20 protein-coding genes and 1 pseudogene are annotated in these 25,874 nt (G+C 66.5%); 5 read left to right on the top strand and 16 right to left on the bottom strand.

What is annotated here, in order from left to right:
* Window positions 1–41: 41 nt before the first annotated feature.
* The 11 genes from G3N61_RS20550 to G3N61_RS20500 all read right to left on the bottom strand — a co-directional run bounded on the left by G3N61_RS20550 (window position 42) and on the right by G3N61_RS20500 (window position 14,405).
* Window positions 42–1,697, bottom strand: coding sequence for an APC family permease (locus G3N61_RS20550; protein ID WP_175021215.1), 1,656 nt, complete (start codon window positions 1,695–1,697; stop codon window positions 42–44).
* A 179-nt stretch (window positions 1,698–1,876) separates the two neighbouring features.
* Window positions 1,877–2,740 carry a glycine betaine ABC transporter substrate-binding protein gene (locus G3N61_RS20545; RefSeq protein WP_043180436.1) on the bottom strand — a complete coding sequence of 288 codons (864 nt, stop codon included), beginning with the start codon at window positions 2,738–2,740 and terminating at the stop codon, window positions 1,877–1,879.
* A 134-nt stretch (window positions 2,741–2,874) separates the two neighbouring features.
* Complete coding sequence (locus G3N61_RS20540; RefSeq protein WP_175021213.1) at window positions 2,875–4,023, bottom strand: hybrid-cluster NAD(P)-dependent oxidoreductase; 1,149 nt, start codon at window positions 4,021–4,023, stop codon at window positions 2,875–2,877.
* 113 nt (window positions 4,024–4,136) lie between these two features.
* Window positions 4,137–5,378: an aromatic ring-hydroxylating dioxygenase subunit alpha gene (locus G3N61_RS20535; RefSeq protein ID WP_043180441.1), complete on the bottom strand. Its 1,242-nt coding sequence runs from the start codon at window positions 5,376–5,378 to the stop codon at window positions 4,137–4,139.
* Window positions 5,379–5,430: 52 nt separating this feature from the next.
* A complete protein-coding gene (locus tag G3N61_RS20530; RefSeq protein ID WP_089452009.1) occupies window positions 5,431–6,216 on the bottom strand; it encodes an electron transfer flavoprotein subunit beta/FixA family protein in 786 nt (261 codons plus the stop codon).
* Entirely contained in the window at window positions 6,213–7,382 is a 1,170-nt protein-coding gene (locus G3N61_RS20525; RefSeq protein ID WP_205823436.1) for an electron transfer flavoprotein subunit alpha/FixB family protein, read from the bottom strand. Before G3N61_RS20525 ends, G3N61_RS20530 begins: the two co-directional genes overlap by 4 nt.
* A 4-nt stretch (window positions 7,383–7,386) precedes the next feature.
* Window positions 7,387–9,312, bottom strand: a complete 1,926-nt coding sequence (locus G3N61_RS20520; RefSeq protein WP_089452008.1) for a (Fe-S)-binding protein — start codon at window positions 9,310–9,312, stop codon at window positions 7,387–7,389.
* 3 nt (window positions 9,313–9,315) lie between these two features.
* Entirely contained in the window at window positions 9,316–11,379 is a 2,064-nt protein-coding gene (locus G3N61_RS20515; RefSeq protein ID WP_021160633.1) for an NADH:flavin oxidoreductase, read from the bottom strand.
* A 76-nt stretch (window positions 11,380–11,455) separates the two neighbouring features.
* Window positions 11,456–11,989: a DUF5943 domain-containing protein gene (locus G3N61_RS20510; protein WP_205823435.1), complete on the bottom strand. Its 534-nt coding sequence runs from the start codon at window positions 11,987–11,989 to the stop codon at window positions 11,456–11,458.
* Between the two features lie 138 nt (window positions 11,990–12,127).
* Complete coding sequence (locus G3N61_RS20505) at window positions 12,128–13,099, bottom strand: dipeptidase (RefSeq protein ID WP_043180452.1); 972 nt, start codon at window positions 13,097–13,099, stop codon at window positions 12,128–12,130.
* 31 nt (window positions 13,100–13,130) lie between these two features.
* The gene (locus G3N61_RS20500; RefSeq protein ID WP_043180455.1) at window positions 13,131–14,405 is read right to left on the bottom strand and encodes a serine hydroxymethyltransferase; all 1,275 of its coding nucleotides are present in this window, start codon (window positions 14,403–14,405) and stop codon (window positions 13,131–13,133) included.
* Between the two features lie 448 nt (window positions 14,406–14,853).
* Between G3N61_RS20500 and G3N61_RS20495 the strand changes: the two genes are divergently transcribed.
* A complete protein-coding gene (locus G3N61_RS20495) occupies window positions 14,854–15,879 on the top strand; it encodes a GlxA family transcriptional regulator (protein WP_059642370.1) in 1,026 nt (341 codons plus the stop codon).
* Window positions 15,880–15,938: 59 nt separating this feature from the next.
* Here the strand turns inward: G3N61_RS20495 and G3N61_RS20490 are convergent, their stop codons facing one another.
* Window positions 15,939–17,351, bottom strand: coding sequence for a discoidin domain-containing protein (locus G3N61_RS20490; RefSeq protein ID WP_089452003.1), 1,413 nt, complete (start codon window positions 17,349–17,351; stop codon window positions 15,939–15,941).
* Between the two features lie 276 nt (window positions 17,352–17,627).
* Here G3N61_RS20490 and G3N61_RS20485 point away from each other — a divergent pair, with 276 nt between their 5' ends.
* The 3 genes from G3N61_RS20485 (at window position 17,628) to G3N61_RS20475 (ending at window position 21,128) form a co-directional block, all read left to right on the top strand.
* Window positions 17,628–19,049, top strand: coding sequence for a PLP-dependent aminotransferase family protein (locus G3N61_RS20485; RefSeq protein WP_205823434.1), 1,422 nt, complete (start codon window positions 17,628–17,630; stop codon window positions 19,047–19,049).
* 262 nt (window positions 19,050–19,311) lie between these two features.
* Window positions 19,312–20,070 (top strand): hypothetical protein, encoded by a 759-nt coding sequence (locus G3N61_RS20480; RefSeq protein ID WP_205823433.1) that lies wholly within the window; start codon window positions 19,312–19,314, stop codon window positions 20,068–20,070.
* Window positions 20,071–20,240: 170 nt separating this feature from the next.
* Window positions 20,241–21,128 (top strand): DMT family transporter, encoded by an 888-nt coding sequence (locus tag G3N61_RS20475; protein ID WP_043180466.1) that lies wholly within the window; start codon window positions 20,241–20,243, stop codon window positions 21,126–21,128.
* On the opposite strand, the gene G3N61_RS20470 is transcribed toward G3N61_RS20475, so the two are convergent.
* Both G3N61_RS20470 and G3N61_RS20465 read right to left on the bottom strand, forming a co-directional pair.
* Window positions 21,117–22,031, bottom strand: coding sequence for a LysR substrate-binding domain-containing protein (locus G3N61_RS20470; RefSeq protein WP_043180468.1), 915 nt, complete (start codon window positions 22,029–22,031; stop codon window positions 21,117–21,119). The genes G3N61_RS20475 and G3N61_RS20470 overlap by 12 nt on opposite strands.
* A 107-nt stretch (window positions 22,032–22,138) precedes the next feature.
* Window positions 22,139–22,282, bottom strand: a pseudogene (locus G3N61_RS20465) (formaldehyde dehydrogenase, glutathione-independent); the annotation flags it as partial.
* 261 nt (window positions 22,283–22,543) lie between these two features.
* On the opposite strand from G3N61_RS20465, the gene G3N61_RS20460 reads away from it, so the two are divergent.
* On the top strand, window positions 22,544–23,566 hold the full coding sequence (locus tag G3N61_RS20460) for a class I fructose-bisphosphate aldolase (RefSeq protein WP_205823432.1): 1,023 nt from the start codon (window positions 22,544–22,546) through the stop codon (window positions 23,564–23,566).
* Between the two features lie 155 nt (window positions 23,567–23,721).
* Here the strand turns inward: G3N61_RS20460 and fdhA are convergent, their stop codons facing one another.
* Both fdhA and G3N61_RS20450 read right to left on the bottom strand, forming a co-directional pair.
* Window positions 23,722–24,918, bottom strand: a complete 1,197-nt coding sequence (gene fdhA, locus G3N61_RS20455) for a formaldehyde dehydrogenase, glutathione-independent (RefSeq protein WP_043180475.1) — start codon at window positions 24,916–24,918, stop codon at window positions 23,722–23,724.
* A 270-nt stretch (window positions 24,919–25,188) separates the two neighbouring features.
* The coding region (locus G3N61_RS20450; protein ID WP_205823431.1) for an HlyD family efflux transporter periplasmic adaptor subunit at window positions 25,189–25,874 on the bottom strand (686 nt) is incomplete at its 5' end.

Below are 25,874 nucleotides of genomic sequence, written 5' to 3'. Positions count from 1 at the left end.
GCGGTTTCCGGGGCCTCGCGCGACGAGCCAGGGTCAAGTGCTCACTTCACCCAGGCAAAGTAATACGACAACCAGATCGTCAGCCCCGCGCCGATCAGCGCCGCATAGGGCATCAGGTTCAGCCACATCGCGCGCTTCGGCACTTCGAGTTCCATGTCGCGCTGCATCTGCGCGGGGAAGCGGCCGCGATCCTGCCAGTAATGGCGGAACAGGAACACCGGCACGATCAGCAGCATCGCGATCAAGCCGTTGCGCAGCGTGCCGTCGCCCTGCAGGTTCGCCCCCGCGCCGACATACACGAGGTTCGCGTAGCCGCAGATCGAGCCGGCGACGAGCAGCCACGTCGGACAGCGGAACGGCCGATCCCAGTTGCCGCGATCCATCCGGTGGATCCAGCCCGACTGAAGATTCAGGAATACGAACAGCATGTAGCAGACGTTCGAGATCGACAGCACCGTCATGTAGTCCGACATCATCAGCAACACGAGGTTGAAGCCGAGATCGGTCCACATCGCGCGCGTGGGCGAGCCGTGCTCGTTCACGTGCGACAGGTACTTCGGCAGCCAGCCGTCGACCGATGCCTGGTACAGCGTGCGCGACGAGCCCATCATCGACGTCATCACGATCAGCAGGATCGACAGCATCAGCATCACGACGACCGCATTCGCGACCCATGCGCCGCCGCCGACGATCTTCGCCATCGCGGCCGCGACGCCGGTGCCGTCGCCGATCGACGGATCGAGCATCGCCTGCGTGCCGAGCGCGCCCTGGAACGCCAGTGGCACGAGCGTCATCACGACGAGACACAGCGCACCCGACCAGAAGATCGCCTTCGCGGTATCGCGACGCGGATCGCGGAATTCACGCGTGTAGCACACGGCCGTCTCGAAGCCGTACGACGCCCAGCCGGCCATGAACATCGCGCCGAGCGCCATCGTGACGCCCTGCCCGTTCCACGAGCCGAACGTCGCGGCCGTGAGATTGCCGTGCGCGTCGTGACCGAGCGGCAGCAGCGGGAGCAGGTTCGACATCGGCACGTCGCCCGTGACGAACGGCACGATGCCGACGATCAGCAGCGGCGTGAGCGACGCGATACCGAGAATGCGCTGCGTACGCGCAGCCTTCGATGCACCGCTGTGCTGAAGCTTGAACGTAATGAGAAGCAGGATCGTCGCGATGATGAACGTCGCATTGATCCGCAGGGACAGACCCGGCTTGATGAACCCGAGATCCGCAACCTTGAGCTGCCAGTGCAGCACCGCCGCATCGGCGGGAAAGAGACTCGTGAGCGCATAGCTCGCCGCGAGGCCGCAGCCGAGCGCGAGCATCGGCGACCACGCGAGCCAGTTGCACCACACGGAAACCGGGGCAATCAGCTTGCTGTAACGGACCCAGCCGATCGCGCCATACACGGACGCGCCGCCCGATTTATGGGGAAATAGCCCCGATATTTCCGCATAAGTCGCGCTTTGAACCAGCCCCATCGTGATCGCGGCGATCCAGATCGCCCACGCGGGCTGACCGATCGTCGCGCATACGCCGCCGATCGTGAACAGCACGCCTGCCGGCACGCCGCTCGTTACCCAAAAAGCGTCTTTCCAAGTCAGGCCACGATGCAGCGTGTGGCCCGTCGAATCATGTGAGATGGTTGCCTCAACATCACTGGTGCGGTTCGCACGCAGTCCTGCCTGACTCATCCAATTCCTCCTGTGATGACTCCGCACAAGGGCCGTAGTGTAACAATTTACGGGCTTTTTTGCAGAATCAAAAAAATAATTCCGGGATAAGGCCGTGTCGCAGTGTGATTATTTCGCACTCCTGCCAACCCATCCCGGACTGTCTCTTTATCTATTTATCGAGGTGATTCATCTCTGGCTTACTGCGCGCCTTCCGTCCACGCATTCACGCGATCCGCGTGCGCGGCGATCCACGCATCGGCGGCCGCATCGGGCTTCGAGCCGTTCTGGATCGCCAGCATCACGCTGTCGATTTCACCCGGCTTCCACTGAAATTTTTTCAGGAACGCGACCACCGGCTTGGCCTTGGTTTCGAGCCCCGGATTCACGACGCTGTCGACGTGCTCCGCGCCGCCGAACACCTTCTTCGGATCCTCGAGGAAGCGCAGCTTCCACTTCGCGAACATCCAGTGCGGCGCCCAGCCCGTCACGATGACCGGCTTGTTCGCATTGACCGAACGCGACAGCTCGGCCGTCATCGCACTGCCCGAGCTCGGCATCAGCGTGTAGTTCAGCCCGTAGCTCTTGATCGCATCGTCGGTCTTGCGCATCACGCCGGCGCCTGCATCGATGCCGACGATCCGGCCGCCGAAGCTGCCCTTCTCCGCGTTCAGGTCGTCGATGCTCTTCGCCTTCACGTAGGCGGGCACGATCAGGCCGATCTTTGCATCCGGGAAATTCGCGCCGAGGTCGACGACCTTGGCCTTGTATTCATCCCAGTACGAGCCGTGCGTGACCGGCAGCCACGCGGACAGCGTCGCGTCGAGATCGCCGCGCGCGACACCCTGCCACATGATCCCGGCAGCGACCGGCACGAGCTGGACCTGGTAACCGAGCTTCTTCTCGATCACGCGTGCGGCGACGTTCGACGTCGCCACGCTGTCGTCCCAGCCTTCGACGTAACCGATCTTCAGCGTGGGCTTCGTATCGGCGAGCGCCGAAGCGCTCAGTGCCACCATTGCCGACAGTGCGCCGGTCCACAACAGTTTTCCGAACAGCTTCATGGTCGATCTCCTTGATGTGCGCACCGTGCGCGTTGTCTCTCTAGGTTCTTCAACCACAAATCCGCGGTATCGTTGTTTTCCGACGGATGCTTGTCCGGGCGCGACGCACCCGGACAGTCAATGGCGTGTTGCGACTACTTGTCGATCACGAGATCCGACAGCGGCTTGCTGCAGCACAGCAGCACCATGCCCTGGTCGATCTCGCGCTGGCGGATGCCGCCGTTGTGTTTCATTTCAACCTGCCCCGATACGAGCTTCACCTTGCAGGTGCCGCACATGCCCTGCGTGCACGAAGCCGGCAGCCGCACGCCCGACTGGCGTGCCGCGTCGAGCACGTGCTGCTCCGAGCCGCACGAAATCTCGCGATTGCTCTTTGCGAAGCTGACCGTGTACTGCTTCGTGTCGGTGTCGGCGCCTTCGGCCGGCGGGGCGAGATCGGCGAGCAGTTCGTCGCTCGCGGTCTGCGCGAGCGTTTCGAACGAGAAGCTTTCCTCGTGATACTGCTTGCGATCGAAGCCGGCTTCGTCGAGCAAGTCGCGCACGGCCTTCATGTACGGCGCAGGGCCGCACGTGAAGATCTCGCGCTCCATGAAATCCGGTGCGATCAGCTTCAGCAGCGGCAGCGTCAGGAAGCCCGTGACGCCCGGCCAGTTGGTGCGCGCACCGACGCGCTCGACGACGAACGACGTGCGGAAGTTCGTGTGGTTCGACGCGATCAGGTCGAGCTCGCGCGCGAAGATGATGTCGTCCGGCGTGCGCGCGCTGTGCACGAACAGGATGTCGCGATCTTCCGCGAGATCATGGTGTGCGCGGCTCATCGACATCAGCGGCGTGACGCCCGAACCAGCCGACAGGAACAGGTACTTGCGCGCCGGATGCCGTGCGCACGTGAACTCGCCGGCCGGGCCGAGCACGCGCACCGGTGCGCCCGGCTGCAGGTTGTCGTGCAGCCAGTTCGACACCTTGCCGCCCGGCACGCGCTTCACCGTGATCGACACCGTGTGCGGCCGCGCGGGCGACGACGAGATCGTGTAGCAGCGGTTGATGGTTTCGCCGTCGATGTCGAGCTCGAGCGTGAGGAACTGCCCGGGCTCGAACGAAAACGAGCGGCCCTGCGGCGAACGGAAGAAGAAACTCTTCACGTCGTGCGTTTCCTGCCGCACGTGGCAGCACACCAGCGTTTCCTCGACGTCGCTCGTCCAGCGCTCGGGAAGGGCGTTCCAGAACGCCGGGTGCGTCACCCGGCTGTCCGTCGGCTCGAAGTTGGCCGCATCTCGCATCATGGCAACCTCCGCCGGGCCGCCCCAAGGAGGTTGGCCGCCCCCTTGGGGGGCAGCGAGCAAAGTGAGCGTGGGGGTTGTTTCATCAGTGACTCCGCTTGTCCGCTGCTTTACGCTTATTCGCCGGTTTTTTCGGCGAGCCGACCGATGTACCAGGCCGAGAATTTTTCGACGAGACCTTCCGTGAACGGCGAATACGGGCCCGGCTCGTACGCGCTGCTGGTTGCGCCGCGCTGCGAGAACTCGACGAGCGCGCGATCCTGGTCGTTGGTCGCGTTCCACACGGCCGTGAGATTCTTCACGTCGTAGTCGATGCCTTCCTTCGCGTCCTTGTGCACGAGCCACTTCGTGCGCACGAGCGTCTTGCCGGCCGACAGCGGGATCACCGAGAACGTCACGATGTGATCGCTCATGAAGTGGTGCCACGAGTTCGGCTGCGTCCAGAACGACAGCCCGCCGAGGTCGGCCTTGTCGAAACCGCCGAGCAGCTTCTTCGACGCGACCTTCGCGTCGAGCGTCTGCGATTCGCCGTGGCGATCGAGCGGCAGGCGCTGCGTGCGGAAACCCGTCACGTCGAGCAGCTTCTCGATCTCTTCGGACGGCAGGCCCATTTCGGCCCACTCCTTGCCGCGGCGCACGCACGTTTCAGCGAACGCGTCCATGCCTTCGGCGTTCGCGTCGGAACGCTGGTAGCCGAAGCCGTATTCGTACAGCGAGATGGTCAGCTCCGGATGGTTCGCGACGCAGTGATAGCACTCGCGGTTGTTCTCCATCGTGAGCTTCCAGTTGCCTTCCTCGATGATGTCGATCTGCGCGGCGATCTTCGTGCTCGGCAGATCGTGCGGCAGCAGGTACGGCTCCATCTCGGCGCGCAGCTGCGCGAAGTCGGCGGGCGGCTCGTCGGCGAGGCAGACGAAGATCAGGCCCGCGAGGTTCTCGACGTGTACCGACTTCAGGCTGTGCTTGCAGCGGTCGAACTTCTCGCCCATGTGCTCGGCGAACATCAGCTGGCCCGTCAGGTTGTAGGTCCAGCTGTGGTACGGGCACACGATGTTGCCGACCGAGCCCTTGTCCTCGTTGCACAGGCGCGCGCCGCGGTGACGGCACACGTTGTGGAACGCGCGGATCGCCATGTCGTCGTCGCGCACGATCAGGATCGAATCGCTCCCCAGTTCCACGGTCACGTAGTCGCCCGGCTCCGGAATGTCCGGTTCGACCGCCACCTGGATCCAGTGCTGGCGGAAAATCGCCTCCATGTCGAGCGCGAAGATGTCCTCGCTCGTGTAGAACGGCGCTTCGAGGCTGTGCCCTTCCTTGCGCCGCTCGATCAATGCACGAATGTCTGCCGATACTTTCATCGTTTGCTCCGGATTCCTTGCATCCCTGGGTTCTTGCCGACAGGCATCAAAATCAGTAGTCGATGAGCTGATGCTCGCGCAAATACGCGAGGATCACTTGTGCTTTTTCGACCGAACTCCCTTCATTTACGACGTTGCCGCCACGGCTTTCGGTCGTCGTCGCGGACAGCATCCGGGCATGCCCGGAGCGCTTCTCGGCGGCGACCAGCTTTACGGGTTTACGCTCGATCGGGCCGACCTTCCACGCGGCCGCGTCGGCGTCCGCGCCGGGTGCCGCGAGCGCGGGCCGGATCGCGCCGGCGCGCAGCCGCGCATACGCGTAGCGCGGCTCGGCGTTGGCCAGCGGATGGACGGCGACGACGGCCGGCAGCGCCGCGTCGACGCGCCGCCGCAGCCCTTTCGGCAAAAATTGCCGGACCGCCACGCGACCGCCTTCGACCGTCACGTCGACGGCCGAGCCGACGAGCGGATAGCCGAGCGTCGCGGCGATGCGATACGGCAGCATGCCGGTGTCGTACGCGCCCTCGGCTCGGGTGCCGGTCAGCACGAGGTCGTAGTCCTCGACGCGCGCGGCGAGCGCGTGCACGGCATCGTCGTCGTCGCGGCAGGCCAGCACCTCGACCTCCCGTGCGCCGAGCGCGAGATATTCGGCAAGCGCCGCATTCGCGGGGTCGCCCGCATGGATCACGTCGAGCTTCGCGCGATGCCGCTCCGCGAGCTGGCGGCCGGTTTCGAGCGCGGCGGCGTCGTTGCGGCTATAGCGCGCGACGCCGCTGACCGGGTGGCGGCCGACGGACACGAGCACCGCGATGCGTTGCAACTGGCGGGGGGCGTTCATGCGGCGACTCCTTCCGGTTCACGGGTGCCGACCGCGGCCGGCGATTCGCCACGCGCGGCGCGCGCGGCCAGCACCTGTTCGATCAGCGCGGCGATCGTGCCCTGCGCGTCGCCTACCACCGTCAGGTTCGCGCGCTTCGCGATCGGCGCGCTGCCGTCGAGGTTCACGGCGATCACGTGGCGGCAGTCCTTGATCCCCTGCAGGTGCTGCACCGCGCCCGAGATGCCGAACGCGATGTACACGCTCGCCTCGACCGTCTTGCCGGTTGCACCCACCTGCTTGTCGCGCGTGAAGTGGCCGTTGTCGACCGCGACACGGCTCGCGCCGATCGCCGCGCCGAACGCGCCGGCCAGCCGCTCGAACGCGCCGATATCGGACACGCCGTTGCCGGCCGACACGATGAAATCGGCTTCCTCGAGTGCGACCTGGGCCGCATCGATTTCGTCGAGGCCGAGATCGCGGTACGGCTGCGCGGCGTCATGCGCCGGGCGGATGAAGTCGGCGGCGAGACGCTCGCCCGCGCCGACGAACGGCAGCTTCGCGTCGACCGCGTTCTGCGCGAGCAGGATCACGTCGGGCAGCGCGCGGGTGGCGAACGCGCGCCCGGCGTGCGCATACGCGCCGACATGCTTGGCGTCGATCTCGACGACGTGCGTCGCGACGCTCGCACCGGCAGCCGCTGCGTAACGCCGGCCGAGATCGCCGTCGCCCGTCGCGTTGTCGGGCACGAACACGTGTTTCGGCGCGAGTGCCGCAACGCAGGCCTGCAACGCTTGCAGTTCGCTTTCAGGGTCGAACGCGCGGCGCTCGAAGCCGGCGAGTTCCAGCAGCTTGTCGACGCCCAGTTCGGCCACGTCGTCCTTCAGCTCGCCGAACGCGAGCAGTGCGACCTCGGTCTGCGCATCGGCGAGCAGCGCGGCGGCAGCGATTGCCTGCCGCGAATGATCGTCGAGCGCGCCACGTTCGCTGTGCGCGACCACCAGCATCACGTGCTTCGGATCCTGCACCGCGCGGCGCGGCTTCGCGGCCGCTGCGCCATGACCGTGCACGGACCCGTGCGCGGCGTTCTCATCGGCGCTGCCTTCCTCGCCGAGCGTGATGCGCTTCAGGCCGGCGGCCGTGATGATGAACGGCCGGCGCGGATCGATTCGTTTGATCGTGTTCATCGATTCACTCCAGCGAGGCGGCAACGAGTTCGGCCACGTCGAGCACGTCGGGGCGCGGGCCCACGACGCCTTCGAGCATCGCCGTGCAGTTCGGGCAGGCAACCGCGACCACGTCCGCGCCGATCGTGCGTGCGTCGGCAATGCGGATGTCGGGAATGCGCTGCTTGCCGGGGATGTCGGTCAGCGGCGCACCGCCACCACCGCCGCAGCAGCGGCCACGCATGCCGTTGCGCTCCATCTCGACGACCTGGATGCCGATCGTCTTCAGCAGCTTGCGCGGCGCTTCCGTCTCGCCGTTGTAGCGGCCGAGGTAGCACGGGTCGTGATACGTGGTGCGCTTCTCGCGCAGCGCTTCGACGGCCTTCGGCGCGATCTTGCCGCTCTCTGCCAGTTCGGCGAGATAGGTCGTATGGTGCTTGACCGTCACGCGCAGCCCGAGCGCACGATATTCGTTGCGCAGGCTGTGCATCACGTGCGGGTCGGCCGTCACGATCTGCTTGTACGACAGCGTGCCGAGCGTGCCGATCAGGCGCTTCGCCATCTGCTGGAACGTCGCTTCGTCGCCGAGCCGGCGTGCGACGTCGCCCGTATCGGTTTCGGTCGAGCCGAGCACCGCATAGTCGACGCCCGCCTTGTTCAGCACCTTGACGAACGCGCGCAGCGTGCGCTGGTAGCGCATGTCGAACGCGCCTTCGCCCGCGACGAACAGCACGTCGACCGGCTTGCCGGGCTGTGCGACGGGCGCGCTCAGGTCGACCGACCAGTCGTAGCGCGCGGCCGTGTCGTAGCCGCCCATCGTGCCGGTTTCACGCAGGTTCGCGAGCACTTCCTGGCCCTTGCCCGGCACCGTGCCATGCACGAGCGTGCGGTTGCGGCGCATGTCGACGATCGCGTCGACGTGCTCGATCAGCATCGGGCATTCCTGCACGCATGCGCGGCAGGTGGTGCACGACCACAGCGTCTGCTCTTCGATCAGGCCCGACACGATCGGGCCGTTCGGCTCGCCGCGATGCTGGCCGACCGCGAGGCCCGGCGACGGGCTGCCCGCGTACGCCGCATCGGTGCCGCCCGCCATCCCGACGACGAGATCCTGGATCAGTTTCTTCGGGTTCAGCGGCTGGCCCGACGCGAACGCGGGGCACGCGGCTTCGCACTTGCCGCACTGCACGCAGGCGTCGAAGCTCAGCAGCTGGTTCCAGCGGAATTCGACCGGCTTCTCGACGCCGTACTCCTGATGCTCGATGTCCGGCAGCTTCAGCGCGGTGGGCGGCGTGGCCGTGCCGTTGCCCGTGAACGATTCGCGGGTGGCCGCGAAGCGCTCCTGGCGCGGGTGGAAGGCCAGGTGCAGCAAGCCGGCGATCGCATGCTTCATCGGGCCGCCCTTCGCGGCGCCGACCGTCATCGTGAAGGCACCGACACCGATCAGCACCGCGCAGAGCACCGCGAACGCACCCGACATCGCGCCGGTCGGCACCAGCATGAACAGCACGAGGCCGAGCGCGAACGAGCCGAGCAGCCAGGGCAGCGTATTCCACGGGCCGCGCGACAGGCGGGCCGGCACGTCCTTCGCCGCGCGACGCCGCCACACGAACACCGCGCCGACCAGCATCGCGAGCGCCGACAGGAAGATCAGCTTGTCGAGCCACGGCGAGTAGATCGCGAGGCCGTAGTTGATGAACACCAGCGCGAGCGCGCCGATCGCGCCGCCGGCCGTCGCGACGTGCGTCTTCGCGATGTACGGATCACGGGCGACCACGTGGTGCAGGTCGACGAAGTAGCGCTTCGGGATCGCGAACAGGTTCGCGACACCGAACGAGCCCGGCGCGGTGGCCCGGCCGAGACGCCAGTAGGACGAGCGCTTCGCGACCGCGAACGCGAGCCCCGCCACCGACAGCCACAACAGCGCGGTAATGAGGAAGGACGGATTCATCGTTTAGAAATCCTTCACGAGACGCAGCGAGTCGTAGATCGCACCGTGGACGTTGTGCATCGAGATGCAATCACCGACACGGAACAGCAGGAAACGGCCGTTGCCGAGTTCTTCCGACAGGCACGGCTGCGGCTCGGCCGCGAACAGCGTGTGCGGATCGATCTGGCCGCGGTTCACCGATTCCGGCTTGAGCTTCCAGTACAGCTCGTCGTTCGGCGACGAACCGTTCTCGATCACCACCTGGTCGACCGCGCGCTCTTCCAGTTCTTCCGTGTACTCGTTGCGCAGCACCGCGATCAGCTTGCCGTCCTCTTCGTAGACGCGATCGAGCATCGTGTTCGGCGTCGGGATCACGCCGAATGCGTACAGGCGGCGATAGAAGATCGGGAACGTCGTGCCGCCGCAATCGTCGGCCACTTTCACGTCAGGCGTGACGACCTCGACCTTCGATCCGCGGCTCGCCATGAAGTCGGCCACGCCGGCGCCCGCATGCGTGCTCACGCCGTCGAACAGCAGCACGTTCTGCTTCGGCTCGACCTTGCCGGTCAGGATGTCCCACGAGCTGACGGCCAGCCCCTCGGCCACGCCCCAGCCCGGCACCTGCCACGTGAAGCTCGACCCGCCCGTCGCGAGCACGACGATGTCCGGCTTCTCGGCCATGATCATCTTCTCGTCGGCGGCCACGCCGAGCCGGCGGTCGACGCCCAGGCGCTTCGTTTCCATGTCGAACCAGCGGATGATCCCCGACATCTGTTCGCGCTGCGGCGCCTTCGCGGCGATCATCACCTGGCCGCCCACTTCGGCATTCTTCTCGAACAGCACCACGTCGTGACCGCGCAGCTTCGCGACGCGCGCCGCCTCGAGGCCCGCCGGGCCCGCGCCCACCACGACCACCTTTCGCTTCGGGCCGCGCGACTTCTCGATGATGTGCGGCATCGTCGCTTCGCGCGACGTCGCCGCGTTCTGGATGCACAGCACGTCGAGGCCGTTGTACTGGCGGTCGATGCAGTAGTTCGCGCCGACGCATTGCTTGATTTCGTCTTCGCGGCCGTCGCGGATCTTGATCACCATGTGCGGATCGGCGATCTGCGCGCGCGTCATGCCGACCAGGTCGATCATGCCGGTCGCGAGCAGGCGCTCGGCCTGGCCCGCGTCACGGATGCTCTGCGCATGCATCACCGGAATCTTCACGACCGACTTGATGCCGGCGGCGAGGTGCACGAACGGCTCCGGCGGCAGCGCCATCGGCGGCATGCAGTTGGCGATCGTGTTGTGCGTATCGCCGCCCGAGCCGACCACGCTCAGGTAGTCGATCAGGCCCGTCTCCGACATCGCCTGCGCGATTTCCTTCAGCGCTTCGTGATCGAGGCCGTCCTCGTGGAATTCATCGCCGCACATGCGCAGGCCGACGCAGAAATCCTTGCCCACCGCTTCACGCACGGCCGTCAGCACTTCGATGCCGAAGCGCAGGCGGTTTTCCAGGCTGCCGCCCCACTCGTCGGTGCGGTGGTTCGAGCGCTTGCTCCAGAACTGGTCGATCAGGTGCTGGTGGGCGGCCGAGATTTCGATGCCGTCCATGCCGGCCGCCTTCACGCGCTTCGCGGCGGCCGCGAAATCGCCGATGATGCGGCGGATTTCCTCGATCTCGATGATCTTCGCGTTACCGCGGTGCACGGGTTCGCGCACGCCCGACGGCGACATCAGGTGCGGCCAGTGCTCGCCGTGGAACGACGAGCGGCGGCCCATGTGCGTCGCCTGGATCATGATCTTCGCGCCGTGCTTGTGCATCGTGTCGGCGAGGCGCGTGAGCGGATCGATGATCTTGTCGGTCGACAGGTTCACCGATTTCCACCAGCCCTGCGGGCTGTCGATCGACACCGGGCTCGACCCGCCGCAGATCGCGAGGCCCACGCCGCCCTTCGCCTTTTCTTCGTAGTAGCGGATATAGCGGTCGCCCGGCAGGCCGCCCGGCTCGGCATACACCTCCGCATGCGCGGTGCTGACGATCCGGTTGCGCAGCGTCAGCTGGTTCAGCTGCATGGGTTTGAACAGGTGGGGATAACGCATCGCTGGCGACCTCTGGCGTTCGAATGTCTCGTGTTGCGGGTGTTGTTCTGTTTCGGTGAATCAGTGCGTCAAGGCGTCAGTGCGCGATCGGCGACACTTCGAAGACGCAGTGGTCGTGATGCTCGGCCGCGCACTGCACTTCCTTCGATTGCGCACGCGGTGCGCCCTTGCCGTCCGGCGTCGTGTCGTTGACCCAGTCCATCGCGCCGGCAAACCAGCCCGCGAACATGTAGCAGAGCTTGCCTTCCTTGCCCGGCTGCTGGAGCACGAACGACGAGTGGCGCAGCTCGATCTTCGCGCGCGCGCTGGCCGGGTCGGCCTCGATGATCGAGAACAGCCCCCAGCCGCGCTGCGACAGGCGCTTCAGGTAGTGCTCGAACACGGCCATGCCGGTCAGGCCGTGCAGCTTCGCTTCCTTGTCGCACCAGTGGTACGCGGACTTGTAGCCGGCCTTGTAGAGGATCTCGGCATACGCTTCGACGCCGAGCGCTTCCTCGACGGCGACATGGTTGTTCGTGAAGAAGTGGCGCGGCACGTACAGCATCGGCAGCGCGTCGGTGGTCCAGACGCCGGTATCGGGATCGACGTTGATCGGCAGTTGCGGTTGCATCGTGTGACTCCGTGAGGAAAGTGGCCGCGCGGCTCAGTGCGCAGGCGCGACATCGTCCGCGCGCCCGCGCGGCTTGCGCGGGCACGTCCCGATTTTTTTAATGTTGAATCGCTGGCGGGGGTTCGGCGTTCGCGGCGCTTATGCGCCCCACACGTCCTTGAACACGCGCACCCAGTTCTCGCCCATGATCTTGCGGATACGCGACTCCTTCCAGCCGTGGCGTTCCATCGCCGCGGTCAGGTTCGGGAATTCGCCGATCGTGCGGATGCCGTCCGGGTTGATCACCTTGCCGAAGTTCGTCAACTGGCGATAGCGGCCCTTGTCGTGCGTCAGCATGTCGAAGAATTCCTTCGCGAAATCCTGCGTGAAATCCGTGCCGATGCCGACCGCGTCTTCGCCGATCAGGTTCACGACGTATTCGATCGCCTCGATGTAGTCGTCGATGTTCGCTTCGATCCCGCGCTTCAGGAACGGCGCGAACATCGTCACGCCGACGAAGCCGCCTGCATCGGCGATCTCCTTCAGTTGCTCGTCGCTCTTGTTGCGCGGATGCTCCTTCAGGCCCGACGGCAGGCAGTGCGAGTAGCACACCGGCTTCTTCGAGAACGCGATCGCTTCCGACGACGTGTTGCCGCCCACGTGCGACAGGTCGACCATGATCCCGACGCGGTTCATCTCGGTGATCACTTCGCGGCCGAAGTCAGACAGCCCGCCGTCACGCTCGTAGCAACCGGTGCCGACCAGGTTCTGCGTGTTGTAGCAGAGCTGCACGACGCGCACGCCCATGTCGGCGAACGCTTCGATGTAGCCGAGGTTGTCCTCGAACGCATGCGCGTTCTGGAAGCCGAGGATCACGCCCGTCTTGTTTTCCTTCTTCGCGCGGAAGATGTCTTCCGTCGTGCGCACCAGCGTCAGCAGCTCGCCGTTGTCGCGGATCTTCTTCTTCATCACGCCGATGTTGTCGACGGTCTTCGTGAAGTTCTCCCACACCGACACCGTACAGTTCGCGGCGGTGATGCCACCCTTGCGCATGTCTTCGAACACCGGCTTCTCGAACTTCGAGATGTTCAGCCCGTCGATGATGATGCTGTCTTGATGCAGCGTGCTCATGTGTTGCTCCAGTATTGTCGGGTCGGTGGGATCAATAGATCGGGAAGCGTTCGCACAACGCGAAGATCTCGCGGCGCACGCGCTGTTCGGTCGCGTGGTCGCCTTCCGGGTTCGCGCGCAGCGCGTCGAACACTTCCAGGATCAGGCGGCCCACCTCGCGGAATTCCGCGACGCCGAAGCCGCGCGTCGTGCCGGCCGGCGTGCCGAGGCGGATGCCTGACGTGACGGTCGGCTTCTCGGTGTCGAACGGAATGCCGTTCTTGTTGCAGGTGATGCCCGCGCGTTCGAGCGCCTGCTCGACCGGTGCACCCTTCAGGCCCTTCGGGCGCAGGTCGACCAGCAGCAGGTGGTTGTCGGTGCCGCCCGTGACAAGATCGACGCCGCCGGCCTTCAGCACTTCGCCGAGCGCCTGCGCGTTCGCGAGCACGTTGTCGATGTAGGTCTTGAAGTCCGCATGCAGCACTTCGCCGAACGCGACGGCCTTGCCGGCGATCACGTGCATCAGCGGGCCGCCCTGCAGGCCGGGGAACACGGCCGAGTTGATCTTCTTCGCGATGTCCTCGTCGTTGGTCAGCACGAAGCCGCCGCGCGGGCCGCGCAGCGTCTTGTGGGTGGTCGACGTGACGACGTGCGCATGCTCGACCGGGTTCGCGTGGCGGCCCGCGGCGATCACGCCGGCGATGTGCGCCATGTCGACCATCAGCTTCGCGCCGACGCTGTCGGCGATCGCGCGGAAGCGCGCGAAGTCGAGTGCACGCGGGTACGCCGAGAAGCCGGCGATGATCAGGTTCGGCTTGTGTTCGTGCGCGAGCGCTTCGACCTGGTCGTAGTCGATCAGCATCGTGTCGCGGTTCACGCCGTACTGCACGGCGTTGAACCACTTGCCCGACAGCGCCGGCTTCGCGCCGTGCGTCAGGTGGCCGCCCGCGTCGAGCGACATGCCGAGCACCGTGTCGCCCGGCTTGGCCAGCGCGAGCATCACCGAGCCGTTCGCCTGCGCGCCCGAGTGCGGCTGCACGTTCGCATAGCCGGCGTTGAAGATCTGCTTCACGCGTTCGATCGCCAGCGCCTCGACTTCGTCCGCGAACTCGCAGCCGCCGTAGTAGCGCTTGCCGGGATAGCCTTCCGCATACTTGTTGGTCAGCACCGAGCCTTGTGCCTCCAGCACCGCACGCGACACGATGTTTTCCGACGCGATCAGCTCGACCTGCGACTGCTGACGCTCGAGTTCCTTCAGGATGGCGCTGCGCACCGGCGCGTCGCGCTCGGCCAGGGGCTGCGAGAAGAAAGGCTGGGTGTTCGACATAGTGCGTCCGTGACGAAGAATAAGGGGCTGAAACCGAAGCTCAAGGCCCGCCCTGCCTGGGTTTCCCGCTCGTCCCGTACAAGGCTGCCGACGGCTCTATTCTTGTCGTTCGGATTTTCGGCGGATTGATGAATTTAGACGCGTTCTTTGCCTTTTCCGCCATCCGCGTCCGTTTTATACAAGTGACCGGTCGTGCTTTTTCGGATGACCAAGCAAACCGCCTCCTGTCGTTCACCTATGAACAGGCACGCCGGCGGTGCGATTGCCGCCCGGTCGGGGTGCAACGCGTCACGAATACGGTGCAGTGCAGCATGCCGCTTTCAGCCATACAACGTATGGAGCTAGGGTTTAGCCGTATGGCACGCTTGTTGCGCTGGCTCACACAATACCGCAGCCCGATCCGTGCCTCCCGGGCGTATAGCTATTAGAGATTCAAGGAACGCTCCCCATGTCGCCCGACCGCACAGCGTCGCTGTCCCACTTCGCGTTCATGCCATTACCGAATTTCACGATGATCGCGTTCACCAATGCGATCGAGGTGCTTCGGATGGCGAACTACCTGAGCGGCCAACCGCTCTACCGCTGGTCGGTCATCAGCCCGGACGGCGGCCCGGTCACCGCGAGCAACGGCCTGACGGTCGACACGGGCCCGGCCGAATGCGTGGGGCAACCGGACATCGTGTTCGTGTGCGGCGGCGTCGACGTGCAGCGCGCGACCACGCCCGCCCATCTGTCGACGCTGCGCCGCTTCGCGCGCTCGGGCATCCCGCTCGGCAGCCTGTGCACGGGCACCTATGCACTCGCCAAGTCGGGGCTGCTCGCGGGCTACGCATGCGCGATCCACTGGGAAAACATGTCGGCGCTGAAGGAAGAGTTTCCGGACACGCGCTTCCTGAAGGAACTGTTCGTGATCGACCGCGACCGCATCACGTGCACCGGCGGCGTCGCGCCGCTCGACATGATGCTGAACCTGATCGCCGCGCGCGTGGGCACCGCGCGCGTCACGCAGATCGCCGAGCAGTTCATCGTCGAACACGTGCGCGACACGAGCGCGCAGCAACGCATGCCGCTCGTCGCGCGCCTCGGCTCCGCGAACAAGTCGCTGTTCGAAGTGATCTCGCTGATGGAAAACAACATCGAGGAGCCGCTGTCGCGTGAGGAGCTCGCGCGGCTCGCGAACATGTCGCAGCGGCAACTGCAGCGCCTGTTCCGCGAACACCTCGGGATGACGCCGACGCACTACTACCTGACGCTGCGGCTGCGCCGCGCGCGCGAACTGCTGCTGCAGACCGACATGTCGATCATGCACATCACGATGGCATGCGGCTTCCAGTCGGCGTGCCATTTCAGCAAGAGCTATCGCGACGCGTTCGGCGTCGCGCCGACCCGCGAGCGCCGCAAGCAGGTCGCGCCGCTTGCGCAGGGTGCGGCGAGCGCCGGCCCGGCATTCCCCGCGCATGTGCTGCATGCGTGAGCCTCACCGCGATTGACCCATGAAAAAAGCGACCTCGACGGTCGCTTTTTTCTTTGCGCTTACGATCCCCACACCTGCATTTCGTCGAGCGAATAACCCCACTGAGTCGCGCGCTTCGTGCCATACATCCGCACGTAGCGCCCATGCCCGTTCAGGTTCGGCAGCGTCACGTGGCCGTAGGACACGCCGTTGTTCGTCGAGTAGATCGTCGTCCAGTTCGCGTTGTCGTTCGACACCTGGATCTGGTAGACGAGCGCGCCCGCGTCCCAGTAGAGATCGATGCTGTTGATCGTCTTCGTCGCACCGAGATCCACGGAGATCCATTGCGGATCGACGCCCGCACCCTCCGGCGAATCCCAGCGCGTGCTCGTGGTGTTGCCGTCGAACGCCTTGTCGGGCGTGAGCGATGCGTTGTAGCTCGCCGATGCGGCAGCCGGGTGGCCTTGCGACAGCAGCGTCGGCTGCGCGGCAGCCGGGCCGCCGTAGTAGCTCGACCCGAGCTTGGCCTTCGTCGTGTCGGCGTTCACGCCGAACTGCGACAGGCTCCAGCGCTGGCCGGTCGTCACGTCACCGACGTAGAGCTGATAGCCGCCCGCCGTCGTCGACGAGAAGAACACGTAGTTCGTGCCGCTCACCGGTGCCGGATCCGAGTTGTTGCTCACGCAGTCGTTGATCGGCAACGCGTTCGGCGTCGACGCCGGGTCCGCGGTCTTCGTATAGATCTGGTCGGCCTGGCCGCTGTCTTTCCAGCGTGCATAGAACACCATGCCGTCCCCACGCACGATCGGGTAGTACGTCTGCAGCCCGGCCGGGTGATCGAACGTGGCGGTGACGCCGGTCGCGAGCGTGCGCTTCATCAGCCCCATGTTCGCGCCGGTGCCGGTCGCGTAGTACACGGCGCTCGCATCCGGCGCGAGGAACGGCATCGAGTATTCGGCGCCGGCCGGCGCATTCGTCAGGCTCACGACCGACGTGAAGACCGGGCCCGCGCTCGTGTACGACAGCGTCGCCTGCTTGACGTCGCCGTTCTGCTTGAACACGAGGGTCTTGCCGTCCGCGCTGAATTTCGGGTCTTCGTTGCGCGTCGCGCCAGTGCTGTTCGTCAGGTTGACCGGCGGCGTGCCCGCGCCGAGCTGCAGCATGAACACGTTCCATGCGCCGTTGCTGATGCCCATGAACGCGAGCCACTTGCCGTCGGGGCTGAACACGCCGTTCATCGGATCGGTGATGCCCCATGCGCTCTTGCTCAGTTGCGTCAACGTATGGGCCGAGAAGTCGTACAGGAACAGCTGGCTCGTGCCGTCGCCGTACTTGACGTAGCTGTGATAGACGAGCTTGCCGGTCAGTGCGGCGGGAAACGTCGCGTTGGATTGCGTCGGCGGATTGCTGATGCAGGCGGCCTGCGCGGCGCCGCCGAGCAGGTTGAGGGCGAGGCCGGCCACGAGGCCTGCGACGAGAGTGTTCGATTTCACGCTGAAGGTTTCCGGTTAGGGTCATGACACCGCTGACTAGACCTCGCACGCACCGGCGCACGGGCCACGGATCAGCCGGCGGACAGCGTGAATTCCGTATCGGTCAATGTCGGGAACGAAGATTGCTCGAGGGGCGAAAGCATGCCAGCGAGTCGCGCCGAAAAACAGGATCAGAGCCTGTGAAAAACAAGCGGATCACGGGATAACGAGGCCTGTCGCGCAGCGCGCGCCGTGCTACTCTTTTTTCGGCACAAAGCTGCTCGACTTGAGGCACGCATGAAGCGTTATGCGATGCTCGCCCGGACGATTTCCGAGTCGATCCGGCGTGGAGATCTGGCCCCCGGTGCGCGCATCCCGACCGTGCGTGCCGCGTGCCGTGCGTATGGCGTCAGCCCGTCCACCGTGTTTCGCGCGTACTACGCGCTCGAAAGCGAGGGTCTGATCGTCGCGCGCGCACGGTCCGGATATTTCGTTGCGAACCTCGAAGACAAACACCTTCGATTCGGCCACGATCCGCCGCGCAAGCCGGCCGCCGCACCCATCGGCGGCGACGACACGCTGTTGCGTCTGCTCGATTCGCTCAAATGCGACGACGTCGTGCCACTCGGCTCCGCATTCGCCAGCTATTCGCTGTTCCCGATGAGCAGCCTGTGGCGCTACGTTGCGTCGGCGGCGCGCAGCATGGACCGCACGAAACTGCTCTCGGGATTGCCGCCCGGCTACGACGCGCTGCGTCGCCAGATTGCATTGCGCTACCTGAACGCGGGCGCGGCGTTGCCGATGGACGAGATCGTCATCACGACCGGCGCGCTCGAAGCGCTGACGCTGAGCCTGCAGGCGCTCACGCGCCCCGGCGACATCGTCGCGATTGAACGGCCCGCGTTCCATGCGGTGCTGCATGCCGTGCAGCGCCTGCACCTGAAGGCCGTCGAGATTCCGGTCGACCCGCGCACGGGCCTCGACCTCGACGCACTCGCGCAGGCACTCGACACGCATCCGGTGCGCGCGTGCTGGTTCATGACGTCGTTCCACAACCCGACCGGCGCGACACTGACCGACGAGCGCAAGCGGGCGCTGATCGACCTGCTCGCGGCACGCAACGTGCCGTTGATCGAGGACGACGTCTATGGCGAGCTGCATTTCGGCACCGCACCCACGCGCCCCGCCAAGCTGTATGACGACAGCGGGCTCGTCCTGCATTGCGGTTCGTTCTCGAAATGCCTCGCGCCCGGGTTCCGGATCGGCTGGGTCGCGGCCGGACGCTACGTGCGGCAGATCCGTCAGGCAAAAGGCGCGAGTGCGCCGGCGGCCGACGTGCCCGCGCAGATGGCGATCTCGAGCTACCTGCGCGACGGCGCGTACGACCGCTTCCTGCGCAAGCTGCGCCGCAATCTCGCCGCGCATCAGGCGCAGATGCTTGCGGCCGTGCGCGCGTATTTTCCGGCCGGCACCGAGGTATTCGCGCCGCGCGGCGGGTATTTCCTGTGGATCGAACTGCCGCCGCGCGTGGATGCGATGCATCTGTTCGACGATGCGATGGAAGGCGGCGTCAGCATCGCGCCGGGGCCGATCTTTTCCGCGACCGGCGGATTCCGCCGCTATCTTCGCCTCAATTACGGCCGGCCGTGGACACCGGCCGTCGAGCACGCGATGCAGACCATCGGGACGCTCGCGGCCCGGCAGCGGCAGGACGGCTAGCGTGGATCTGACGAATTTCGGCGGCCTGTTGTGCCTTGCGTTTCACGCGCCTGCGACCAAGAATGAAGCGGTAGGCCGCCACGGACGAATGCGTTCCGCGCACCCGACGTCATGGAGAACCTCATGAGCACCGCATGCGAACGACCCTCGACGACGCACGCTCCGCCGGATTCCGGCACGGGCCGACCGGCTGCCTGGCAGGAACGGATCATGACGACCGGCGAACGTTCGCCGCGTTGACGGCACCCGCCCGCTTCCCGCGATGCGAGTCCTGCCCAACCGGACAAGCCGCGCGCGCGACGACTGGCGTGCAATCCTGAACGCGCGAGCCGAAGCACGACGCACCACCTGCTGCCGCTGCAGGGAATGCGGCTTCGTGGCCTTCCGCGCACTCGAGCACTGCCCCGTCTGCGGCCAGCGGAACTGGCCGTTCGCCCCGGTGCGCCAGGCCTCGGACGACTCGCATGCCACCCATGCGGTGCACTCCTTTCACACGTGGTCGTCGCGCGTCGCACGGGCGCTGCGCAACGCGGCGTTCCGGCGGCCGCGCGCATCGAGCGCACCGATCCTGAGCATCCTGACGCTCGTGCTGCTGGTCGGCGGCTACGTGACGGTCGACCGGACCTGCAAGGCCGATCCGGTCTGTCGCGGTTCGAATGGATCGGGCGCGACGGCAAGCGATGCCGGCCCGTACGCGTCGAACGATCCCGTGCTGCCGGTCTTGCCGGCGCCCGTCTATCCGTTTCATTCGACTGACGGAACGCAGGTGGCGGCCGCCCGGCAGGACAGCCCGGATCTCGGCGAATCGGCCGGACGGACGGCCGTCGCGCGAGCTGTGCCAGCCATGCGTGCCCGCGACCGGTTGCACCCCACCGCCACGGTTCGCCTGGCGGACTGGAAGGCCAGCCGCAGTGCCGCGCATCGTGCCCGCGCATTCCACCGCGTGAGCGTGCACACCGTGCATGCGCGACGCGCCACCGCCAGCAATACGCAAATCGCGCAGCTCTATCGCGGCCACTGAGCGCGCATGCGCAGTCCGTGCATGCGTGTTCGTCGATTCATTTTTCTAAACCGCCCGTCACAAAACCTCGTTTGCGTCGCGACTCGCGCGTGACGTTCAATGGGTCATTCGCCCGCGCCGGCGCGTATCGCGTTCCGGCCGGTCGCCCGATCCACCGAACGGAGTCGTCGATGAATGCACTACAGCTCGTGACCCTGGCTGCCATCTGGGGCGCGTCCTTCCTGTTCATGCGCATGGGCGCACCGGAATTCGGCGTCGTCCCGCTGATCGCGCTGCGCGTCGCGATCGCGGCCGTGCTGTTGTCGCCGGTGCTGCGCCACGCGCAGGCGCGACAGGAATTCCGCTCGCATCTGGTGCCGCTGTTCGTCGTCGGCATCGCGAACTCGGCGCTGCCGTTCTGCCTGCTGACCTACGCGGCGCTGTTCGTGTCGGCCGGCACCGATTCGATCCTGAATGCGACGACACCGCTATGGACCGCGATCGTCGCGTACGTGTGGCTGCGCGCGCCGCTGACGAAACCGCAGGCGCTCGGTCTCGCGTTGGGCTTTGCCGGCGTCGTCGTGCTCGCCGGTTCGGCGGTCGGTGCCGGCACGCCCGGCGCACCGCGCGCGATCGCCGCGGCGATGCTCGCGACGCTGTCGTACGGGTTCGCCGCGCATTACTCGAAGCGCAAGCTGGCGAACGTCAGGCCGTTCGTGTCGGCATTCGGCAGCCAGTTGTTCGCGGCGGTCGCGCTCGTGCCGCTCGCGCTGCCGATGTGGCCGCACGGCCCCGTTCACACGTCTGCATGGATCGCGGTGGTGCTGCTCGGCTCGATCTGCACGGCCGTCGCCTACCTGCTGTATTTCGGGCTGATCCGCCATGCGGGCGCGCAATATGCCGCGTCGGTCACGTTCCTGATCCCGATCTTCGGTGTCGTATGGGGGGCGATCTTCCTGCACGAGACGATTTCGGTGCAGACGGTCGCCGGGTGCGCAATCATCCTGCTCGGCACCGCGCTCGCGACCGGCAAGCTCAAGGGGTTCGCGGCCACCGCCGTGCGCGGGTCACGCCAGTAGGTCGCGCGGGCCGTCGTCGCTGCTGCCGATCTCGCTCGCGAGCCAGTCGCGGAACGCGGCGATCTTCCACTCGTGCTGGCGCGCTTCGCTGCACACGACGTAGTAGGACAGTTCGGTCGGCCAGGGCCGTGCGAGCACACGTACCAGCCGGCCGGCCGCGACTTCGTCCCGCGCATAGATGTCGCGCACCAGCGCCATACCCTGCCCGGCGACCGCCGCCTTGATCAGCAACGCATCCTCGCTGAAGCTCGCGCCGCGCGGCGCACGGGCATCCTCGATCCCTTGCGCGCGCAGCCACAGCGCCCAGTCGGCACGATCCGCGTCCTGCAGCAACGGGTACGACAGGCAGTCGGCCGGCGTGGCGACCGGACGGGCGGGATCGAGCAGTTGCGGGCTGCACACGGGCCACAGCTCGGGCGTCCAGATGCGGAACGACGCGTGTCCGGGATAACGGCCCAACCCGTGCCGGATCGCGACGTCGACATAGTCGCGACGCAAGTCGACCAGCTGCCCGCGCGTCTCGACCGTGATTTCGATTTCCGGGTACGCGGCATTGAACCCGCCGAGGCGCTGCACGAGCCACGTGTTCGCGAAGGAGGCGGTGGTCGTCACCGCGAGACGGACGACACGCCGATTGGCGCCGTGCACGTTCGCCCACGCGGCCTCGATCTCGTTGAAGCCGCCGGCGAGCTGGTCGAACAGCGCACGGCCCGTGCCGGTCAGCTCGAGTTCGCGGCCGGTGCGCTCGAACAGGCGCACGGCGAGGCGATCCTCGAGATTGCGGACATGCTGGCTGACGGCGCCCGGCGAAATGCAGAGCTGGTCGGCCGCCTGTTTCATGCTGCCGCAGCGCGCCACTTCGACGAACGTGTGCAACGCTGCGAGGGGAAGTGACTTGGCCATCCGTGGATGTGCCGCCGGACGGCGGCGGTGGGGTCGGGAACGGGCGATGATTATCGCAGCAATTTCGGATGGCCGGGATCGCCGGGCGCCAGCGTTCCGGGCCGCGCGGCGTGCGACTTCGCCCAGCCGGGGCCGAAGCGGAGGCTCAGGCTGCCGTGCTGCGCGGCCTTGTCCTTCGCGCCCGGATCGTCCGTCCAGTACCGGCCCGGGATGCCGATCGCATCGGCCGGCCGCGTGATTTCCATCCGTGCGCCTCAACGACGGCCGACCGCGGACGCCCACGGTCGAACACGCGATGCAGACCATCGGTGCGCCGGCCTCGCGGCAATGGCACACGCACCAGCCCTGGCACGGACGATGCCACCCGAGCGCGCGCCAATCAGGCACGGCACGCGCCTTGCGTTCTGGCCGGTGCGCGACAAAGAATGAAATCGGCAGGCGGCGTGACAATGTGACGAAGTGAACAGCGGGCGGCCGGCACGGCCGCGTGGCGGTTTCAGCGGAGGAATTCCATGAGCATCGAGAGCGCACTCCAGGCGACGATCCAGGCACTCGTTCAGGATGGCAAAGGCTTGCTGGCGGCCGACGAAAGCGGGCCGACCATCGCGAAGCGCTTCAAGACGATCGCGGTCGAATCGACCGAAGAGAACCGCCGCGCATGGCGCACCCTGTTGCTGTCGACGCCGGGCCTCGGTGAATTCGTCAGCGGCGTGATCCTGTATGAAGAGACGCTCGGGCAATGTGCGGACGACGGCACGCCGTTGCCCGAACTCGCCGCTCGCCAGCAGATCGTGCCCGGCATCAAGGTCGACGCGGGCAAGATCCCGCTCGCGCTCGCGCCCGGCGACGAAATCACGCAAGGGCTCGATGGCCTTGCGGCGCGCCTCGACGGCTACCAGCGGCAAGGCGCGCGGTTCGCGAAATGGCGCGCGGTGTACAACGTGTCCGCCACGCTGCCGGGCCATGCGGCGATCCAGGCAAACGCCGAAGCGCTGGCGCGCTATGCGGCGATCTGCCAGGAGGCCGGCGTCGTGCCGATCGTCGAGCCGGAAGTGCTGATGGACGGCGATCATTCGATCGGCCGCTGCGCGCAAGTGACCGACGCCGTGCTGCACGCCGTGTTCGACGCGCTGCACCGGCACCGGGTCGTGCTGGCGCACATGTTGCTCAAGCCGAGCATGGTCGTCGCGGGCAGCACGCACACCGCACCGCCGGCCCCCGCCGAAGTCGCAGAGGCGACGGTGCGCCTGTTGCGCAGCGCCGTGCCGGCCGAAGTGCCCGGCATCTTCTTCCTGTCCGGCGGACAGACGCCCGAGGAAGCGACGGCGCATCTCGACGCGATGAATCGGATTGCCGGGCGGCCGTGGCTGCTGAGCTTTTCCTATGGGCGCGCACTGCAGGAGCCGCCGCTGGCCGCGTGGAAGGGACAGGCGGCCAACGTACGCGCCGCGCAGGATGCGTTGCTGCTGCGCGCACGCCTGAACGGTGCGGCCTGCCGCGGTCAGTACGACGCCGCGATGGAGCGCACCGCGTGAACGGAGCCGGGCGAACGTCGCCCGGTCGATCGTTTACGCGCGAGCTGCTCGCCCGGTGCTATCGCGGGCGCTGAGCGCACGCCTCCCGAACGCACAAAGGGCCGGGGCGCTTGAGCGCCCCGGCCCCTTCGATTGCCGCGTGGTGGTCGGTCGCGTTACGCCGCCAGCAACCCGTGCGGGTCGATGACGAATTTGCGCGGCGCGCCGCCGTCGAACTTCTTGTAGCCTTCCGGCGCCTGGTCGAGCGAGATCACTTCGACGTTGACGATCTTCGCGATCGGCAGCCGGTCGAACAGGATCGCCTGCATCAGGTTACGGTTGTACTTCAGCACCGGCGTCTGGCCCGTGAAGAACGAGTGCGACTTCGCCCAGCCAAGGCCGAAGCGGATGCTCAGGCTGCCGTGCTGCGCGGCCTTGTCCTTCGCGCCCGGATCGTCCGTCACGTACAGGCCCGGAATGCCGATCGCGCCGGCCGGCCGCGTGATTTCCATCAGCGAGTTCAGCACCGTCGCGGGCGCTTCTTCCGAATGGCCCGACGAGCCGTGCCCATGCGCCTCGAAGCCGACGCAGTCGACCGCGCAGTCGATCTCCGGCACGCCGAGGATCTGCTCGATCTGCTCGCCGAGCGAGGCATCTTTCGACAGGTCGACCGTCTCGAAGCCCATCGCCCGCGCATGCGCGAGGCGTTCCGCGTTCATGTCGCCGACGATCGTCACCGCCGCGCCGAGCAGGCGCGCCGATGCCGCCGCCGCCATCCCGACCGGGCCCGCGCCCGCGATATAGACCGTCGAGCCCGGCTTCACGCCCGCGCTCACCGCACCGTGATAACCGGTCGGCAGAATGTCGGACAGGCAGGTCAGATCGCGGATCTTCGACATCGCCTGATCGCGATCGGGGAATTTCAGCAGGTTGAAATCCGCGTACGGCACCAGCACGTACTCGGCCTGGCCGCCGATCCAGCCGCCCATGTCGACGTAGCCGTAGGCGCCGCCTGCACGCGACGGGTTCACGTTCAGGCACACGCCCGTATGCGTGTCCTTGCACATCGCACAGCGGCCGCATGCCACGTTGAACGGCACCGACACCAGATCGCCGAGTTTCAGCGTCTCGACGTCGCGGCCGATCTCGACCACTTCGCCCGTGATCTCGTGACCGAGCACGAGGCCGACCGGCGCGGTCGTGCGGCCGCGCACCATGTGCTGGTCGGAACCGCAGATGTTCGTACTGACCACTTTCAGGATCACGCCGTGGCCGATCGCACGGCCGGTCGGATCGACCATCTTCGGATAATCGATTTTCTGAACTTCGACCTGGCCCGGCCCAAGATAGACGACACCTCGATTGCTGCTCATCGTATTGTCTCCATGTCTCGTTGGATGGCGCCGCGGCGCGCCGGCTCATGCGGCGCACGCGCAACGTGCTGTTCGAGAGTAGTCCCGGAGGCAGGGGCGCCGATGTCTCAAACGCGACATGCGTTTGAACGGCGCCGACATCGCTGGCGGAAAACCGAAAGTCGGGCGGGAAACGACGGGAAGGTGGCGCACGCGGCATTCACCCGCAGCGTGACGCGCCGGCGGGCGGGCCGGTCCTGACGACCGGCCTCCCCCGCCTTGGGGCAGGCGCTACCCGCCCTGATTCTCGCGGATGATCGCGGCGGCGGCGCTTTCCGCTTCGCTCGCGACGCCGTCGTGCACGCGCGTGCTGACGGCCGGCGTCGGCGGCTCGCTGTCGAGCGCGTGGCCGTTGCGGTCGTGCGTGTCGACCGTCGCGCGCATCGACAGCCCGACGCGCAGCGGATGCGCGGCGAGATCGCGCGGCTCGATCGCGATCACGACCGGCACGCGCTGCACGACCTTGATCCAGTTGCCGGCCGCATTCTGCGACGGCAGCATCGAAAACGCGCTGCCGGTGCCCGCCGAGAAGCCCTGTACGCGGCCGCGATAGCTCACGCGCGAACCGTACAGATCCGACACGATCTCGACCGGCTGCCCGATGCGCATGTGGCGAATCTGCCCTTCCTTGAAATTCGCCTCGATCCACAGCTGATTGAGCTGCACGATCGACATCAGCGGCACGCCGGGCCCGACCTGCTGGCCGACCTGCACCGAACGCTGCCCGATCGTGCCGTCGACCGGGGCGACGATCGTCGTGCGCTTCAGGTTCCGGTACGCGAGCTTGAACTGCGCGGCCGCCTGCACGACCGCCGGGCTTTCGTCGACGGGCAGCTTGCTGCCGAGCGCGCGTGCCGCGTCGAGCTGCGCCTGCGCGGCCGCGAGATTCGCCTGCGCGCCGGCGACCGCCGCCCGCG

Source organism: Burkholderia sp. Ac-20349 (assembly GCF_017104865.1).
Taxonomy (GTDB): Bacteria; Pseudomonadota; Gammaproteobacteria; order Burkholderiales; family Burkholderiaceae; genus Burkholderia; species Burkholderia aenigmatica.
Note: the sequence above shows the minus strand (reverse complement) of the source record. Positions and strands in the feature narration are given on the sequence as shown.